The organism is Thalassobellus citreus (assembly GCF_044385915.1).
Taxonomy (GTDB): Bacteria; Bacteroidota; Bacteroidia; order Flavobacteriales; family Flavobacteriaceae; genus Thalassobellus; species Thalassobellus citreus.
Genome location: NZ_JBISCC010000129.1, coordinates 69,385 through 88,616 on the forward strand (window position 1 = coordinate 69,385; position 19,232 = coordinate 88,616).

A 19,232-nucleotide genomic window follows, 5' to 3' on the forward strand; every position below is an offset into this window, starting at 1 on the left:
GAATTTTTACATGACCCACGAGTTTAAAAAAATAGTAGAAGAAGCTTTATTAGCTAATAAAAATGGTGTGAAAGCAGTATTAGCTTCAGTCGTTGCTTTAGACGGATCTTCATATAGAAGACCGGGTGTAAGAATGCTTGTTTTAGAAAACGGAAAAATGGTTGGTGCGGTAAGTGGCGGATGTGTTGAAAAAGAAATACTATTACAATCTGAAACTGTTTTTAAGTCAGGTGAATCTAAAATAATAACTTATGATGGTCGGTATCGTTTAGGTTGTGAAGGTGTTTTGTATATTTTACTTGAACCCTTTAATCCAGATGAAGTATTTGCAGTTGAATTTTTTAAATGTTTAAAAAATAGAAATACGTTCGAAATAGCTTCCTATTTTACTAAAAAAGAAGGTGTTTCAGCAGGAATTGGTTCTTATGTGAAAATTGACGATGAGGTCTTTTCGGTTTCTGGTATTAGCGATAAAAAAGAAGTTGCCCTGTCCGTTTTTAAACAGAGTATGCCACCATGTTTCAAATTAGTTATTATTGGCGCAGAGCATGATGCTGTTCAGCTTTGTCAATATGCGGCATTAACAGGTTGGGAAGTGGTTGTTATTTCAGGGGCTTCAGAATCTAAATCAATACAGAATTTCCCTGGCGCTCATGATTTTTTTGCTATTTCTGCAGAACAAATGGATGTTTCGCTTATAGATAACCAAACGGCTATAGTATTAATGACTCATAATTTCGCAAACGATTTAAGGTATTTAGTCGCTTTAAAAAATACCAATCCAGCTTATATTGGTTTGTTAGGACCAGCTCGAAGACGGGACGATTTATTATCTCAATTTATTGAATATAGTCCAGATACTAGTGATGTGTTTTTAGATAGCATTCACGGGCCAGCAGGTATCAATATAGGAGCGGAAACACCACAAGAAATTACTATTTCTATTATGGCAGAAATATTAACAGTTACAAGAAACCAAGAGCTTATGCCACTGAATAAAAAGCGTGGACGTATTCATACTGAAGATTAATATAATCATGTCAAAAATTCCAATAATTATTTTAGCAGCTGGAGCATCTACTAGAATGGGAACTGCTAAACAATTACTTAATTGGGGAGGAAAAACATTATTAGAACATACATTGCAAACAGCATTAAAAACAATTTCTAATACCGTGATTGTCGTTTTAGGAGCTAATTATGAACTTATAAATAAACAGATTTCTTCACTTTCTGTAACAGTTTTAAAAAATGAAGCATGGCAACAAGGTCTTGGTAAGTCTATAGCCTGTGGTGTGCATTATATTATGGATTTTAATCCGCAAGCGGAAGGTGTTCTTATTGTTTTAGCAGATCAGCCTTTAATTGATACAGCATATTTAAATGAATTAATTCAGAATTTTACAGCTTCAAAAAATCAAATTATCGCAACGTCGTATAAAAAAGGAAACTATGGCGTACCTACTCTTTTTGATAAAAAATACTTTAAAGCATTATCTGAATTAGAAGATGATAAAGGTGCAAAACATCTTTTAAATGAATATCAATCTTTTGTAAAAGCTTTAGTTCCTCCTATAAAAAATGTAGATTTAGACTCGAAAGAAGAATACAAGACCTTATATAAAGCAAACTTTAAAGATTAGGATGAGTTCAACTCCAGAGGATAAAGCGAAAACACCTGAAGATTTCAAAACATTAAAAACAACAAAACCACAAACAAATAGTGTTGGTTTTGGAGGTATTAAAGCGGCAATTAATCATGCTGCTAAATACATGAACCCTGTTGATGCCTTAAAGGTGTCACTTAAAATAAACCAAAAAGGAGGATTTGATTGTCCTGGTTGTGCATGGCCAGATCCAGACGATGAACGTTCTAAATTAGGAGAGTATTGCGAAAATGGTATGAAAGCCATTGCAGAGGAAGCTCAAAATAAAACGATTGGAACTGATTTTTTTGCAGAACATAGTGTGGATGAATTAGCAAGTTGGTCAGATTTTGAAATTGGTAAATCAGGGCGTTTGTCTGAGCCCATGTTTTTGGCAGAAGGCGCGACGCATTATCAACCTATTTCTTGGGATGCTGCTTTTGAGAAAGTTGGTAATCATTTAAATTCTCTAGGCAATCCGGATGAAGCAGTCTTCTATACATCAGGAAGAACCACTAACGAGGCAGCCTTTTTGTATCAATTATTTGTTAGAGAATATGGTACAGCTAATTTACCCGATTGTTCTAATATGTGTCATGAAGCTAGTGGAAGTGCACTTTCTGAAACCTTAGGAATAGGAAAAGGTTCCGTTACTTTAGACGATTTATATAAAGCAGAATTGGTTATGGTTATCGGACAAAACCCAGGTACGAATCATCCAAGAATGTTATCTGCTTTAGAAAAATGTAAAAATAATGGCGGAAAAATAATAGCTATTAATCCGTTGCCAGAAGCAGGTTTAATAAAGTTTACTGATCCTCAAAGTCCTATCAAATTATTAACAGGTGGTACTCAAATAGCCGATGTATTTGTACCGATAACCATTAATGGCGATGTGGCTTTTATGAAAGCTATACTTCTTAAATTATTAGAAAAAGAAGAAAGTACAGGTGATGTTTTTGATAAAGATTTTATTAATGAACACACGCATGGTTATGATGCTTTTATTGCCGATTTAAAAACCTATAGTTTTGAAGCTTGTTTAGAAGCTTCAGGAATTACCAAAGCTATTTTTGATGAGGCATTTGAATTAATTCTGAATAAAAAGAAGATTATAATTTGTTGGGCGATGGGCTTAACACAACATGAAAATGCGGTTGATAATATTCGAGAAGTCGTTAATTTGTTATTACTTAAAGGGAGTATTGGAAAAGAAGGAGCTGGCACTTGTCCGGTTCGTGGACATTCTAATGTGCAAGGTGATAGAACGGTTGGTATTTGGGAATCAGCGCCACAAGCATTTTTAGCTAAAATAGAAACGAAATATGGTTTCAAGCCAACAACTAAGCATGGATATTCGGTTATTGATGCCATTAAAGCCATGTATGAGAAAAAAGCAAAGGTCTTTTTTGGGTTAGGAGGTAATTTTATTTCGGCAGTACCAGATACAGCCTATGCAGCACAAGCTTTGGCAAATTGCAACTTAACCGTTCATGTAAGTACCAAACTAAATCGTTCGCATTTGGTTACAGGGAAAGAAGCTTTGATTTTTCCTTGTTTAGGACGCACCGAAAAAGATTATCAAAAAACAGGTTTACAAGTTCAAAGTGTAGAAAACTCTATGGGCGTAGTGTCATCTACCAAAGGTGTTTTAGAACCTTGTTCAGATACATTGTTAAGTGAAGTCGCTGTAGTTTGTGGTATTGCACATGCGACTTTAAATACGCGTTCTAAAATTAATTGGTTGCAGTATAAAGATGATTATAATCTGGTACGTGATGATATTGCTGAGGTTGTTGATGGGTTTGATGATTATAATAAAAAAATAAAACAACCGGCAGGTTTTTATTTACCTAATGGAGCACGGGAAAGAAAATTCAAAACAAAAACATCCAAAGCTAATTTTTCTATCAATAAACTACCAAATTGGAAGTTGAAAGATGAAGAGTTAATTATGATGACTATACGTAGTCACGATCAATTTAATACTACTATTTATGGTTTAAACGATAGATATCGAGGTGTTTTTAACGAGCGTCGCATCATTTTTATGAATAGAGACGATATGAAACTACGTAATTTAGAGGAGCATCAAGTTGTGAATTTAAAGTCAGAATTCAATGGTATTATAAGAGTTGCTAATAATTTTAAAGTAGTAGGTTACGATATTCCTAAAAACTGTTGTGCTACTTATTTTCCAGAAACCAATGTGCTTGTACCACTAGATAGTTTTGCACATACAGCTAAAACACCAGCATCAAAGAGTGTTGTTATTACGGTAAGTACTACTTAGTTTTTCGTTATTTATGCTATTTAAAAAGGAGCTTTTTTGTCTAATAAATAATTAAGATAGTATGAATTTGCGAAATCTATAATAATTGTATGACATCATAAAAATAATTAAACTACGTATTTAAAATTAAGTATTTATACTTACTTTTGTTTAAAAATACGTAGATATGAAAAAAATTCTTGTCATAGGTAATGGAATGGTTGGTTATAAATTTTGTGAAAAATTTGCAGCCGAATCAGATAGCAGTCAATTTAAAGTAACAGTTTTTGGTGAAGAACCAAGGCCAGCTTATGACCGCGTTCATTTAAGTGAATTCTTTGAAAATCAAGATGCAGTCGCTTTAGAAATGGCGCCACGATCTTGGTATGAAGCAAATGATATTGAATTAATTACCAATGTACGTATAACCGATATTCATCGTTCTACAAAAACAATAACAACATCTACTGAAGAAGAATATGCTTATGATTATTTGGTGTTAGCAACAGGGTCTTCGCCTTTTGTTCCTAATATTAAAGGCGTTGAAAAAGATGGTGTTTTTGTATACAGAACCATCGAAGATTTAGAAGGTATGCTCGCTTATGCTGCTAAACTTAAAGCGCAAAACCCCGATGCGAAAGCAGCTGTTTTAGGTGGTGGTTTATTAGGGTTAGAGGCTGGTAAAGCGGTTATGGATATGGGCTTAGAACCTCATATTGTTGAGTTTGCTCCTAAATTAATGCCAAGACAATTAGATTCTAGAAGTAGCCAAGTGTTGCAATTGAAATTAGAATCTATCGGATTAAATATTCACCTAAGTAAAGCAACCAATCAAATTTTAGGCGATGATGCTATTACTGCCATGGAGTTTGGAGAAGATGATGTTTTAGATGTCGATATGCTTATTGTTTCTGCTGGTATTCGTCCAAGAGATGAGCTAGCTAAAACCTGCGATTTAGAAATGGGCGTACGTGGTGGTATTGTGGTTAATAATAAAATGCAAACATCAGACCCAGAGATTTATGCTATTGGCGAGGTTGCTTTGTATAACCAAATGATATACGGTTTAGTAGCGCCTGGTTATGATATGGCAGATGTTGCAGTGAATCAAATTTTAGGAAACGAAACGGTGCTAATGCCTGCTGATATTGATATGTCTACCAAATTAAAATTAATAGGCGTAGATGTAGCCAGTTTTGGAGAACCGTTTATGCCAGCATCAAAAGGGCATTCTGTTATTTTTGAAGATAAAACAAAACATTTATACAAGCGTATTAATGTGAGTCTTGATGGCAAATCGTTATTAGGAGGGATTTTAGTTGGTGATGCATCCGATTATAATATGTTACACCAAATATATTTGAATGGTATGGCGATTCCTGAGAATTCTGCTGAGTTAATTTTACCAGCAAGTGAAGGCGGTTCGTCGTTTGGTAGTGTTTTAGATTTACCAGACACGGCGCAAGTATGTTCTTGTGAAAGTGTTACCAAAGGCGATATTTGCTGCTCTATTACAGAAGGAGATAGCAATAATTATGGCGATGTTGTGGCTAAAACAAAAGCAACCACAGGTTGTGGAGGTTGTAAACCTATGGTAGCCGATTTAGTAAATGAAACTTTAAAATCTATAGGAAAAGAAGTTAAAGAAACCATTTGTGAGCACTTTAGTTTTAACAGACAAGAGTTGTACGATCTTATAAAAGTGAATCAATTAAAGGATTATGACGAAACGCTAAACTTATTTGGTGAAGGTCATGGTTGCGAAACTTGTAAACCATTAGTAGCATCTATTTTTGCTAGTATTACTATGGAAACACCTAACCGTCAGGTAGGTATTCAAGATACAAACGATCGTTTTTTAGCCAATATTCAGCGTAACGGAACGTATTCTGTAGTACCTAGAATTCCTGGAGGTGAAATTACACCAGACAAATTAATAGTGATTGGTGAAGTTGCTAAGAAATATGATTTATATACTAAAATAACTGGTGGTCAGCGTATCGATTTATTTGGAGCACAATTACATGAGTTACCACTTATTTGGAAAGATTTAATTGATGCAGGTTTTGAAAGTGGACATGCTTACGGAAAATCGTTACGAACAGTAAAAAGTTGTGTAGGTTCTACATGGTGTCGTTACGGCATGCACGAAAGTGTAACCTTTGCAATTGAGATTGAAAATAGATATAGAGGTTTACGATCACCTCACAAATTAAAAGGTGGTGTTTCGGGATGTATTAGAGAATGTGCCGAAGCTAGAGGTAAAGATTTTGGACTCATTGCTGTTGATGGTGGTTGGAATTTATATATCTGCGGAAACGGAGGCGCCACACCAAAACATGCAGTGCTATTTGCAGAACAGTTAGATGATACAACGGCGGTTAAATATTTAGATAGGTTTTTAATGTTTTACATAAGAACAGCTGGTCCTTTAGTTAGAACGGCGCCTTGGTTAGATAAATTAGAAGGCGGTATTGAGTATTTAAAACAAGTGGTTATTGAAGATTCTTTAGGAATTGCAGCAGATTTAGATGCTGAAATGCAAGGACTAGTAAACAAGTATGAATGTGAGTGGAAACAAGCGATTGAAGATCCTAACATGGCAAAACGTTTCAAGCATTTTGTGAATTCTGATGATACTGATGATAACTTGGTGTTTGTGCCAATGCGTGATCAGAAAATGCCAAAAGCCTGGAGTTAAATATAGTAGATTCGTTTAATTGTTTATGCGTTTAAACGTTTGTAACAAATAAACAAGTCAACAGATAAACAAATCAACAAAAAGAATAGATATGCAAAATATACTAGAACAATACGAAACGGTTACTGAAACTCAAGTAAAAGATTGGTTTAAAGTTGGAGTTATTGAAGATTTTCCAGAGAATACAGGAGCTTGTATAAAGTACAAAACTAAGCAAATAGCGGTGTATAATTTTGCTAGAGTAGGTAAGTGGTATGCCTGCCAAAATTTATGTCCGCATAAAATGGAAATGGTATTGTCGTTAGGAATGATAGGCGATAAGGATGGCGTTGCAAAAGTGGCTTGCCCCATGCATAAAAAGAATTTTTCGTTGGAAGATGGATCGAATTTAGCTGGCGACGATTTAAAAATTGCTGTGTATCCTGTTAAAATTGAAAGCGGAAATGTGTATATTGGCTTTTCAGACTAATACACATAAAAATGAAGCCGACACGATTTGAAACTGCCATAGCATTAATAGATAAGAAAAACTCTGAAGACCCTAATAATTACGAGGTTTTTGGTATAGAGTATCCTAAAGAATTATTGTACGCACAACGTATGTCTAGGAAACTTTTGCAGTTTAATCCTAATGCGTCTAAAGCACTTCGAATTGCAGCGCGTGCGCAACATATTTGCCGTTGGAAAATAGCCAGAAACGAATATCCGATGGATAGAGTGGGGTATTTAAAATGGCGTGAAACTTTAAAGAAAATGCATGCCGAAATAACGGCTGAAATTCTGAATCAGGTTGGGTATGATAAAGAATTTATTGATAGAGTATCTTTATTGATTAACAAGAAATTAATTAAGAAGAATGAAGAAAGCCAAATAATTGAAGATGTAATTTGTTTGGTGTTTTTAGATTATTACTTTGAAGAGTTTGCAGCAAAACATACCGATGAAAAAGTAATAGATATCCTGAAAAAGACTTGGGTTAAAATGTCTGATAACGGACATGCAGAAGCCTTAAAACTTCCTTTTTCAGAAAAAAGTTTGTCATTAGTTAAACAGGCTATTTCTTAAATAAAAAAGCATGGCAAAAGGCGGAAATTCATTAGACCAAAGAACGTTTGATAAGTTAAGCCGTTTATACATAATTGCTTTAAGTACCATTGCACTTTCTGTTATTATTAGTCAGATTCTTATTCGTAAGCATCTTAACGATCAGCAAAGCGATTCTACGGTTATAAATGTGGCAGGTAGACAGCGTATGTTGAGTCAGAAATTAACAAAAGATATTGTTGCACTTTCTACTGAAGAAAATTTAGAAGCACGTATTGCTCTTAAAGACAATATTAAACAAACATTAAACCTTTGGGAAGTATCGCATAATGCGCTTCAAAAAGGTAATGATAATTTAGGCTTACCAGGAAAAAATAGTGCGGTTATTATTAATAAGTTTAAAGTGTTAAACCCTACGTTTGATACTATTAGTAAGGCATCGAATGCTATAGTTAAAAAGATTGAAAACATTCCACCTTTGCCTTTATCGTCTTTTATAGAAGATATTAAAACGGTTCGCGCCCATGAAGGTGATTTCCTTTTAATGATGGATCAGATTGTAAATCAGTACGATTTGGAAGCCGATGAAAAAGTAAGTTGGTTACGAAACTTAGAAATGTTACTTACAGCGCTGACTTTATTAATATTGTTAGGCGAATTTTTATTCATTTTTTGGCCTACGGCGAAAACCGTACGAGCAACGCTTGCTGAGTTGCTAACCGCAGAAAAGAAAGCAAAAAAAATGGCAATTGATGCTGATGCCTTAAGTGTTGCCAAAGAAAAATCGATAAAAGAATTGCGGGCTTTAAGTCGCGCCATGGATGAAACCTTGCTGTTTGCAAGAACCAATCAGGATGGTGAGTTATTGCACATGGGAAAACGATTTTCGCGTCTTTTTAAATATACTAAGTTTAGCGGAAGTTTGAGTTTTTCGCAAGTGCTTTCTAATCATGGAAAGGAACAATTAATTATAGATGATATTGTTTTAAAACATAAAAAAACAGGTTGGCAAGGTGAAGTAAAAGGAACTACAAGTGATGGTGTTGATGTTTGGTTAGAAATGGCTATTATTCCTTTTAATCCTACCGATGATAAGTCTGAATTACTCATTATAGCCTCAGATATTACAGATAGAAAAGCAGCTCAAATTGAAATAGAACGTCTTACAGAACGAAGTTTTGAGGAAAAAATGAGTCAGCAAAAAATAATCTCAAGTAAGATTATTGAAAATCAAGAAAAGGAACAAAATCGTATTGCTAAAGATGTGCATGATGGTATTGGGCAGATGCTAACAGGTTTAAAATACAATCTTGAAAGTATAGATACCAAAGATGTTGAAAAAGCCACAGTAAAGATTGAGTATTTAAAAGAACTCACAACAAATATTATTAAAGGGGTTCGAACGGCGACTTTTAATTTAACACCTCCAGAATTATCAGATCATGGTATTGTGCCAGCATTAATAAAGCTTACCCAAGAATTATCAAAACTTACGAATAAAGATATTGTGTTTTTTAATAAAACCGATTTTAATGAGCGCTTGGAGTCTTTAGTTGAAATTAATATTTACAGAATTGTACAAGAAGCTATTAATAACGCTATTAAATATGCAGAATCTAAGCATGTTTTAGTGTCTTTATCGCATAGCAAGAATATGCTGAGTATTGTGATTGACGATAACGGAAAAGGTTTCGATCCTGCCAAGGTTAAGAATGTTAAAAATGGTGGTGGCGGTATGGGTATGACGTTCATGCGAGAGCGTATTAAGTATATTGATGGGCGACTTTTTCTTAATTCGGAAATAGGTAAGGGCACGCGTGTTACTTTGAATATTCCTTTGGTTTAGAAAAATTAAAAGTATGTTTTTGTCATGTCGACAAGAGGAACGATTGAGACATCGCATAACCAAGATTGTTACGTTTGATTCTTGTGTTGCGATTTCTCGTTTTACTCAAAAAGACAAAGAGCTCAATTATCAATCCGTTACAAACCTCCGAGAGTCTCTGCGCAACCTCCGAGTATCTCCGTGATAAAGTAAAAACTTAGCGCCTTAGCGTCTTTGCGCGACAATTGTTATGCGATTTCTCTCTTCGTTCGAAATGACAAAGTAGCTCAAATTTGTATTCGTTTTTTTTAATAATGATGTATTTTTTAGTCATGTCGACAAGAGGAACGATTGAGACATCACATAAGAGTGAGGCTGAACATGATTCGTATTATGTGATTTCTTGCTTTACAAAGAAGTTTAAAATTTAGTGCCTTAGCGTTTTTGCGTGACAATTGTTATGCGATTTCTCTCTTCGTTCGAAATGACAAAGTAGCTCAAATTTGTATTCGTTTTTTAGTCATGTCGACAAGAGGAACGATTGAGACATCGCATAAGAGTGAGGCTGAACATGATTGTATGATACAATTTATCCTTTCACTCGAAAAGAAAAGAAACCCAAAAACAACATGCTTTTTCAATCAAAATTACGTAGTATTACTTAAAATCATTATTTTTGTACTTATAAATAAAGCCTATGGATGTTATCAATGTAGTATTAGCCGACGATCATGTTTTAGTAAGAGACGGTATCAAAGCCCTTTTAGAAGACCAATCTGGAATTGTGGTTATTGATGAAGCATCCAACGGAAAAGAAGCGCTTGAGGTTATTAAAAACAATAAACCTCATGTGCTGATTGTGGATATCCGTATGCCAGAGATGAATGGTATTGAAGTGGTTGCAGCCATGAGCAAATTACATCCAGATGTAAGAACCTTGGTGCTTTCTATGCATGATTCCGAAGAATACGTTGTACAAGCCATTCAAGCAGGAGCCGATGGGTATTTACTTAAAGGTGCTAGTAAAGATGAATTTATAAAAGCCTTAACCAAAGTCGCTTCTGGAGGCAAATATTTTACAGGCGATGTCACGGCTATCATCATGAATAACTTTGTAAACGGAAATACAAATACAGCCGTAGCTCCTAAAAAAGAAGTTATTGAAATGCCTTTTAAATTAACCAAACGCGAAAAGCAAATACTTAATTTAGTTCTCCAACTAAAAAATAATAAAGATATAGCCGAAGAACTTCAAATAAGTAAACGTACTGCCGAAGTACACCGTTTTAACTTAATGAAAAAGCTAGAAGTTAAAAATATTATGGAGCTTTCTAATAAGGCGAAAGAATATGGGTTGATTTAGGGTTTTAGTTGTTTGTATCTAAAAAATAGACTCATGGAGAAGTCAAAACTTAATAATTATTTTCATTCTTTGTTTCCTATAGAAGAAGAAATTGTGGAAAAAATAACGGAAATATTTTGCGATTTCTCATTAGATAAGAATACAATATTACTTGATAAAGATACGATTAGTACAAAAACGTATTTTTTAGAGAAAGGATATATGCGCTCATATATTCTAAATGAAGACAATGAAGATATTACAACAAACATTTATTCAGCTCCTTGTTTTGTAAACGATTTTTTATCTTTTTTCAAAAAGCAACCTACAAAAGAAATTTATCAAACGATAACAGATTGTTCCTTTTGGGAAACAAGCTTAGAGAATGTACAAACAAACTTTCATAACATTGCAGAATTTAGAGAGTTTAGCAGGCTTTTGTTTGTTGTAAATTATTCTAAACTAAATGATAGAGTCATTGAAATGGCAAGTCAAAAAGCAGAAACAAGGTATTTAAATCTTTTAAAACAACAACCTCATATTTTTCAACACATACCTCTTAAAATTATAGCGTCTTATTTAGGAATTACAGATAGTACATTGAGTAGAATTAGAAAAGACATAATTAAAATATAATTTCTTGCCATTTATCAAGAGCTTTTTTGTTCAACAGTTTTCATATTTGTAAAAAAATAAAAAATGAATAAAAAACACATTGTTATTATAGGTCTTGGAGGAGTTGGTGGTTATTTTGGATTTAAAATATGCCAGAGAAATGAAACAAATAAAGAACATCAAATATCGTTTATAGCTAGGGATAAAACATATGAAATAGTTAAACAAAAAGGACTTACATTACTTTCTGTAGAACATAAAAATAGTATAACAAAGCCGGATGCTATTTATCAGAGTATTTCTGAAATTAAGAATCCAGATTTGGTGCTTATCTGCGTTAAAGAATATGATTTAGAGAATATTTGTAGCCAACTATCCAAAGTAATTACAAAAAAAACCGTTTTACTACCAATGATGAACGGAGCTGATATTTATGATAGAATTCGCAAAATAATTCCTAAAAATATTATTTTACCTTCCTGTGTGTATGTGGCTTCACATATAAAAGAGAAAGGGATTGTTGAGCATAAAGGTAAAGCAGGAAAACTAATTTTAGGTAAAGACCCAGAACATACTTCTGAAACTATTGATTGGATTGTAAATATCATTGAAAACAGTAAAATAAATTTTGAGTTTAAAGAGAATTCTCTAGTTGATATTTGGACGAAATTTATTTTTATAGCAAGTTTTGGTTTAGTAACAGCGAAGCATAATTCATCTATTGGTGACGTTTGTTCTATTGAATTTCAAAAAGAAGAGGCAACGAAGATTATGGCTGAAATAAAATTAATTGCAGATAAAAAAGGTATTTGTTTACAAGAAAATATTATTCAAAAAACATTTGAAAAAGCAGCTACATTTCCTCCAAAAACGCCAACTTCTTTACAGCTTGATGTGAATTCAGGAAAAGAAAATAATGAATTAGAATTGTTTGCAGGTGCTATTCTTAAATATGGTAAAGAAATGAATATTAATACTCCTTTTACTGAAAGTGTATATTTAGAAATAAAACGGATGTAAAACATCTAAAAATATTATAGAGCTTTCTAATAAGGCGAAAGAATATGGGTTGATTTAGGTTAGGTTGTAGGAGATCGTTTTTATTTTAAAATTAGAATAATTCCAAATATAATTGAAATTAAAATTAATGCCCATGAACTAATCAAGGCTTGCCAACCAGCAGTATTGTAGTTTTTCATATTAAATGATTCATTTTTTTTAATCTTGTAAATTAAAAAGAAAACTCCAATGAGCAGAAATATACATCCAGTATAGAAAGGATATTCTGTAATCAGTTTAATGAGTTTTGTTTTCATTTTCTTTTTTTATATACTTTCAAGATTAGTTTTTTTTATATAAAGTACATTTGGAACATGGTTATGACATGTTAATCTTTGTTTTGTGTTAGTTCTTTTGAACTTGAGGTGTTTTCCAATAATACTTTCAATTCTTTAAGGGTATTATCTCGCTTTCGTTCCCAGATAGAATTATTAATTGGTTGTAGGTCAAGAAATTCTTCAACAAGAGTTTTTAGACTATTATATTTTGGTTTTTCATTAATTTTCATTCCATTAGATGTAGGTATTACACCTTTAACGTCTTTGTAGTCAAATGGAGGTATTAAAACGGGAATATGTGAATTTGTTTTTACCCAAGTGGCTCCCATTTCACAAAGACTAACAACACTTGAATAAAAATTTTTTGATAAAACAAAAACAACTAAAACTTGACTGTTTAATCTTTGTCTAATATCTTGAAGAAAATCGTTTCCCAATTTTACTCCATACCCCTCAAAAGATGAGCAGAATATTTTGTCACTAGGAACTCCTATTATTTCTAATATATCAATTATTTTTTCAACATATTCAGCATCAAGATTGGAATGACTTATAAAAATTTCTTTCTTTTTTTCTTCTTTTATTTTGATGATGTTATCTCGCTGGTAATCAGTATTATCCATGAATTTTGATTTTCGTTTTAATAAAATTAGAATATCATTTTTCTTTTTAATACAATTTAATAAGTGTTGATAGTTACTTTCTACTTTGTCAACATGCATTCCAGTCATAGATTGAATAGTCGTATTCCAATCTATTAGACTAACTTTTTTGAAGTCATCAAGATATGTATTCTCTGAAAATACTGACTCTAATCTGACTGCTAAAAACTCTAGTACTTCTTCATTCCAAAATTTAAGTTCTCTTTCTAATTTTTCTTGATGAATAGAAGGAACAAATTTAGATTGGTATGTTTGAAGAAGTTTATTTCCTTCCTCGATATAACTGCTAAGTTCTTTTAAGAATTCTTTTCTTGGATAATTAATTTCTATTTTACTCAATGTTTTAATTTTTACTGGCAAATATTAGATAAAGCGCTAGTATGTCTATCTATAATTATAATTACTCTCAAATATAATTAAACACCTACAAATATGTTAAGTTTTTTAAACTAAAAGCAGTAAAATATGTCAACATTTTAACTAATTCTAAATAATAACATTCAGTATTACTTCCATATTATCAAATCCTCATAATCGACATTTTATAATTATCAATATTACATTTCTACATAAAATACGTATTTTTGTGTTTTAAAATTAAGTATTTATACTTAATTTTGTAAATAACCAAGTGCTTGATGATGGAAAATGTAAAAGCTAATTAATGTTGTTAAATTTTATCAATTTAATTGATTTAAGATAGCTTTATTAAAGTATTGAGAATAGTAAGTAAAGCCGCTTGTTTGTTATAAAAATATTTTATTAATTCGTGTAAAACACAGGTGTAAATGTCTAAAAATGAAATAAAAACAACATGTTCTTATTGTGGCGTTGGATGTGGTATTATTGTTAAAAAAGATCTTAATAACAAGGTTTTAGTTGAAGGCGATAAAGACCACCCCGTAAACAAAGGCATGCTATGTTCTAAGGGAATGAATTTACATTATGTTGTAAATGACACCTCTGATAGAATTTTATATCCAGAAATGCGATGGAGTCGGTCGCATCCGCGTGAACGTGTAAGTTGGGATGATGCTTTAGACAGAGCTGCTAGCGTTTTTAAATCTATTATAAAAAAACACGGACCAGATAGTGTGGCATTTTACGTGTCTGGACAAAGTTTAACCGAAGAATATTATATTGCCAATAAACTGACTAAAGGATTTCTAGGAACGAATAATATAGATACCAATTCACGCCTGTGTATGAGTTCCGCAGTGGTTGGTTACAAAAAAACATTTGGAGAAGATAGTGTACCTATTTCGTATGCTGATATTGAATTGGCAGATTGTTTTTTAATTACGGGTGCAAACCCTGCTTGGTGTCATCCTATTCTTTTCAGACGCATCGAGCAACACAAGGAAAAGAACCCAGACGTTAAAATTATAGTGGTCGATCCACGAAAAACAGATACGGCAAACTTTGCAGATATTCATCTTCAAGTACTCCCAGGAACCGATGTCATTCTTTATAATGCCATTGCCCGTTGTTTATATAAACGCGGTTTGATTGATGAAGATTTTATTAAAAAATATACCGAAGGCTTTAAAGATTATAAAGAACAAATTTTTGGAACCTCGTTAAGAGAAGCATCAAAATTATGTGGTGTTTCAGAAAAAGAAATAAGAAAAGCAGCCGATACTATTGGACTTTCAAAAGGTTTTATTAGTATGTGGGCTATGGGACTTAACCAGAGTGTGGTTGGAACCGATAAAAACACAGCGCTTTTAAACTTGTCACTTATAACAGGGCAAGTAGGAAAATCAGGATCAGGACCGTTTTCATTAACAGGACAGCCTAATGCTATGGGTGGTCGTGAAGTAGGAGGAATGGCTAATTTATTAGCGGTTCATAAAGATTTACAGAATGAAGAACATCGACGTGAAGTGGCTCAGTTTTGGGGTGTCGATAATATTTCTCCAAAACCAGGATTAACAGCCACCGAAATGTTTGAAGCATTGGAAAGCGGCAAATTAAAAGCCGTTTGGATTGCTTGTACCAACCCGTTAGTAAGTTTACCAAATACCCATCAAATTGAGCGTGCCATGAAAAATGCGAAGTTTGTTGTGGTTCAAGATATTTCTCATAAAGCGGATACTTTAGAGTATGCCGATTTAGTGCTTCCTGCTGCCGGTTGGTTAGAGAAGGAAGGAACGATGACAAATTCTGAAAGACGTATTTCGTACTTGCCTAAAGAAATTAATGCGCCTGGAGAAGCCAGACCCGATGTTGAGATCTTTTGTGATTTTGCACAGCGTATGGGCTTTAGAGGTTTTAACTATAACAGTGCCGAAGAGATTTATGATGAGTATGCGTCTATGACCAAAGGGACGAAGATTGATGTGTCCTTTTTAAATTACTACAGATTAAAAAACGAAGGGACGTTTCAATGGCCAGTTCCAGAATATAGACATAGCGGAACTCCTAGATTATTTGAAGATAAAAAGTTTTATACGCCATCTCAAAAAGCCATTTTTAATGTGGCAAAAAGTATTAATAATACGTCGGTACAACCTAATGCCGAATTTCCTTTAATATTAACCACAGGTCGTGTGCGCGATCAATGGCATACCATGACTAAAACAGGAAAGGTATCGCGTTTAAAAACACATTATCCAACGCCCGTTTTAGAAATAAATCCTGTAGATGCGTATTTAAATAAGATAAAAGACGGTGATATTTCAGAAATAAAAAGTGCGAATGGTGTGGTTCGTGTTCGTGCTAAAGTAACCGATGCTATTAAAAAAGGCGTGGTGTTTTTGCCTATGCATTGGGGAAAACAGTTGCAAAGCGATTTAAATAGAACCAATAATTTAACGAATACACATATAGATCCGCAGTCTAAAGAACCCGATTTTAAGTTCACGACTGTGTCGGTTAAAAAATATAAAAAGAAAGCAGAAAAAATAATTATTGCGGGTGCAGGTGCAGCAGCTTTTAGGTTTGTCCAAAATTATAGAGAATATAACGAGGTAGATGAAATCCATGTGTTTTCTAAAGAGCCTAATTTGTTTTACAACCGCGTATTATTACCTGAGTATGTTACCGAGGAATTATCATGGGAACAACTTCTTAAAATAAAGAAAGCAGAGTTAAACAAGCTGAATATTACAGTACATCCTGAAACACTTATTTCTAAAATTGATAAAGAAAATAAAGTGGTTACCGCTAGTGATGGTGAAACATACACCTTTGATAAACTTATTTTGGCAACAGGAAGTCGTGCCTTTATTCCAAAGGATGTTCAAATAGATTTACCTGGTAGATTTACCATGCGAAATAAAAGTGATGCCGATGCATTTAAAAATTATTTAGATGCCACAGGATTACCAGCAGAAGAGCAGCATGTTGCTATTGTAGGTGGTGGTTTATTAGGTTTGGAGTTGGCAGCAGCCATGAAACACAAAAATGTAAAAATCACGATTATTCAGCGTGCTTCGCGATTAATGGAGCGTCAGTTAGATAAAGTCTCTAGTAAATTATTGGCGTTAGATGTGCAAGAGCGTGGTATTCAAATTTATTTTGATAATGAAGTAAGCACGGTGTTTGATGATGATGACACAGGCGAATTAAACATAACGCTTAAAAGTGGAAAACTAATCACAGCTAATGCTATTGTGTATGCCATTGGTACCATTCCTAATGTAGAAATAGCTAGAGAAAATGGTATTGACTGTAGTCGTGGTGTTAAAGTGAATCAGCATTTACAATCGTCGCATCCAGATATTTTTGCCATTGGAGAAATAGCCGAATATAATAATCAGTTATTCGGAATTACTTCGGCAGCAGAAGAGCAAGCCAATATTTTAGCCAATTTTATTGCTGGCGATATTAGTTGTTCGTATCAGGGATCAGTGTTAATGAATATCTTAAAATTCAATGATTTAAACCTTTGTAGTATTGGTGAGATAAATGTCCCTGAAAATGATGATAGCTATGAGGAAGTTATTTTTACCGATATTAAAAAACGTTACTATAAAAAATGTATAGTTAAAGATGATCTTTTAATTGGAGCTGTTTTAATGGGCGATAAAAACGAATTTGCCGAATTTAAAACAATGATTGAAAGTAAGATAGAAATGTCTGAAAAACGAAATACCTTATTGCGAGGTGCTTCAAACGACGTGCCTGTTTTAGGGAAATTAGTGTGTTCTTGTAGTCAGGTAGGAGCAGGAAATATTGAAGAAGCCATTCAAGATGGTTGTACAGACTTTACAACGCTTTGTAATAAAACAGGAGCCGGTTTAGGTTGCGGAAGTTGTAAAACAGAAGTTCGAGAAATATTGAATAACACAAAAGTATTGGCATGATAAAAGAACCATATAGATTACTAATAAATGGAGGTGTGTTATCTCCGGGAGAGCTTAAATATATTTGTGAAGCTGCAGAAAGTTTAGGATTAGATGCTATATCTTTTGGTTCTAGACAAGATATTATTTTCCCAGAAGATATTGATGAAACTAAGTTTAGCGAATTTGATAAACTTCAATTTATAAAACCCAAAAGAGATGGTATTGAAAATATAGCGTCTTCTTATGTGTCTGCCGATATTTTACCAAGTACCTCATGGCTTACTAGTGATAGATACTTGTATGTTATTGAGCAATTTAAGCATAAACTTAAATTACGATTAAATATTACCGATCCTAAACAACGCTTAGTGCCTTTATTTACAGGGCATATAAACTTTATAGCTTCAGAACATGAAGATTATTGGTATCTGTATGTTCGACTTCCAGGATGGAAAAAAACAGAAATGTATCCCGCGCTTATTTATAGTTGGGACATGGATAAAATAGAACTTGCTATTGAAAATATTTTGCAAGAAGAACCAGAAACCATAGAAACTGTTTTCGATTTAGTTAGTGATGCTATAGACACTAATAACAGAACAGTAGATAAACCTTTAGAGGTACCATTTTACCCATTTCCGTATTACGAGGGCATGAATAGAATTGCTATGGATAAATATTGGTTGGGTCTTTATTGGAGAAACAACAGATACGATTTATCCTTTTTAAAAGCTATGTGTGAGTTATGCGCAGAAAGTAAAATTGGTAAAATATCAATAACCCCATGGAAATCCTTTATTGTAAAAGGAATTCCTATCGATTCTAAAATACAGTGGGAAAAGTTTTTGGGCAGATATGGTATTAATGTGCGCCATTCTATGCTCGAATTGAATTGGCATTTACCAGTTAACGATAAAGATGCTTTAAGCTTAAAAAAATATTTGGTTACTAATTTCGATCAGAACGATATAAGTACCTATGGTTTAACATTTGGTATTTCAAATTACGGTAGTGATACTTATAATTTTACATCCGTTGTTGTTGAAAAAAATAAGCAACCAGAAGTTTCAGGCGATTTTGTTATTAGAGATACGTATAACTTGTTGTATGCTAAAAATTTCGACCCGAATACCCGAGAGTATATCATGCATGTTCAAGATGTAGATAAGGTAGAATTACCTGGTTTATTGATGGAATTGAGTCAGTTGTATTTCGAACAATTAGGCTCTGAAACCATCGAGGAAAAAACACTTGAAGTTCATAAAGAAACAACAGAGGAAGAAGTTTATCAATGTAAAGATTGCTTAACTATTTATAATGAGGTTTATGGCGATATGACTCAAAATATAGAGCCGTACACACCTTTTGAAAGCCTTTCAGAAACTTATGAGTGTTCGCTTTGCGAAGCTCCAAAAAGTAGTTTTGAGAAAAAGGTTTTGGTTAAATAATAAAAATTACCGTTTTCCATTCGTCGACACTTATCCGTCATTCGTCTA

The 19,232-nt window shown here is 33.3% G+C and carries 14 protein-coding genes; 12 read left to right on the forward strand and 2 right to left on the reverse strand.

Features of this window, described 5'->3' with window-relative positions; translation table 11 throughout:
• The first annotated feature begins 10 nt into the window (after window positions 1-10).
• The 10 genes from ACH5TX_RS16320 (at window position 11) to ACH5TX_RS16365 (ending at window position 12,465) form a co-directional block, all read left to right on the forward strand.
• Window positions 11-1,030, forward strand: a complete 1,020-nt coding sequence (locus ACH5TX_RS16320) for an XdhC family protein (protein ID WP_439340558.1) — start codon at window positions 11-13, stop codon at window positions 1,028-1,030.
• A gap of 7 nt (window positions 1,031-1,037) precedes the next feature.
• Window positions 1,038-1,643: a nucleotidyltransferase family protein gene (locus tag ACH5TX_RS16325; protein ID WP_439340559.1), complete on the forward strand. Its 606-nt coding sequence runs from the start codon at window positions 1,038-1,040 to the stop codon at window positions 1,641-1,643.
• Window position 1,644: 1 nt separating this feature from the next.
• Complete coding sequence (locus ACH5TX_RS16330) at window positions 1,645-3,939, forward strand: FdhF/YdeP family oxidoreductase (RefSeq protein ID WP_439340560.1); 2,295 nt, start codon at window positions 1,645-1,647, stop codon at window positions 3,937-3,939.
• Between the two features lie 166 nt (window positions 3,940-4,105).
• Window positions 4,106-6,619: a nitrite reductase large subunit NirB gene (gene nirB / locus ACH5TX_RS16335; protein ID WP_439340561.1), complete on the forward strand. Its 2,514-nt coding sequence runs from the start codon at window positions 4,106-4,108 to the stop codon at window positions 6,617-6,619.
• Window positions 6,620-6,710: 91 nt separating this feature from the next.
• Entirely contained in the window at window positions 6,711-7,088 is a 378-nt protein-coding gene (gene nirD / locus ACH5TX_RS16340; protein WP_439335013.1) for a nitrite reductase small subunit NirD, read from the forward strand.
• A gap of 11 nt (window positions 7,089-7,099) precedes the next feature.
• The gene (locus ACH5TX_RS16345; protein WP_439340562.1) at window positions 7,100-7,684 is read left to right on the forward strand and encodes a DUF4202 domain-containing protein; all 585 of its coding nucleotides are present in this window, start codon (window positions 7,100-7,102) and stop codon (window positions 7,682-7,684) included.
• A gap of 10 nt (window positions 7,685-7,694) precedes the next feature.
• Window positions 7,695-9,509, forward strand: a complete 1,815-nt coding sequence (locus ACH5TX_RS16350) for a sensor histidine kinase (protein ID WP_439340563.1) — start codon at window positions 7,695-7,697, stop codon at window positions 9,507-9,509.
• Between the two features lie 676 nt (window positions 9,510-10,185).
• Window positions 10,186-10,851, forward strand: a complete 666-nt coding sequence (locus tag ACH5TX_RS16355; RefSeq protein ID WP_439340564.1) for a response regulator — start codon at window positions 10,186-10,188, stop codon at window positions 10,849-10,851.
• Window positions 10,852-10,884: 33 nt separating this feature from the next.
• The gene (locus ACH5TX_RS16360) at window positions 10,885-11,466 is read left to right on the forward strand and encodes a Crp/Fnr family transcriptional regulator (RefSeq protein WP_439340565.1); all 582 of its coding nucleotides are present in this window, start codon (window positions 10,885-10,887) and stop codon (window positions 11,464-11,466) included.
• A gap of 63 nt (window positions 11,467-11,529) precedes the next feature.
• Entirely contained in the window at window positions 11,530-12,465 is a 936-nt protein-coding gene (locus ACH5TX_RS16365) for a ketopantoate reductase family protein (RefSeq protein ID WP_439340566.1), read from the forward strand.
• Window positions 12,466-12,545: 80 nt separating this feature from the next.
• On the opposite strand, the gene ACH5TX_RS16370 is transcribed toward ACH5TX_RS16365, so the two are convergent.
• Both ACH5TX_RS16370 and ACH5TX_RS16375 read right to left on the reverse strand, forming a co-directional pair.
• Window positions 12,546-12,761: a hypothetical protein gene (locus ACH5TX_RS16370; RefSeq protein WP_439340567.1), complete on the reverse strand. Its 216-nt coding sequence runs from the start codon at window positions 12,759-12,761 to the stop codon at window positions 12,546-12,548.
• A 71-nt stretch (window positions 12,762-12,832) separates the two neighbouring features.
• Window positions 12,833-13,804 (reverse strand): toll/interleukin-1 receptor domain-containing protein, encoded by a 972-nt coding sequence (locus ACH5TX_RS16375; protein WP_439340568.1) that lies wholly within the window; start codon window positions 13,802-13,804, stop codon window positions 12,833-12,835.
• A 428-nt stretch (window positions 13,805-14,232) separates the two neighbouring features.
• Here ACH5TX_RS16375 and ACH5TX_RS16380 point away from each other — a divergent pair, with 428 nt between their 5' ends.
• Window positions 14,233-17,754, forward strand: coding sequence for a molybdopterin-dependent oxidoreductase (locus ACH5TX_RS16380; RefSeq protein WP_439340569.1), 3,522 nt, complete (start codon window positions 14,233-14,235; stop codon window positions 17,752-17,754).
• Complete coding sequence (locus tag ACH5TX_RS16385; RefSeq protein ID WP_439340570.1) at window positions 17,751-19,184, forward strand: rubredoxin; 1,434 nt, start codon at window positions 17,751-17,753, stop codon at window positions 19,182-19,184. The genes ACH5TX_RS16380 and ACH5TX_RS16385 overlap by 4 nt, the downstream gene beginning before the upstream one ends.
• The last annotated feature ends 48 nt before the right edge of the window (window positions 19,185-19,232 follow it).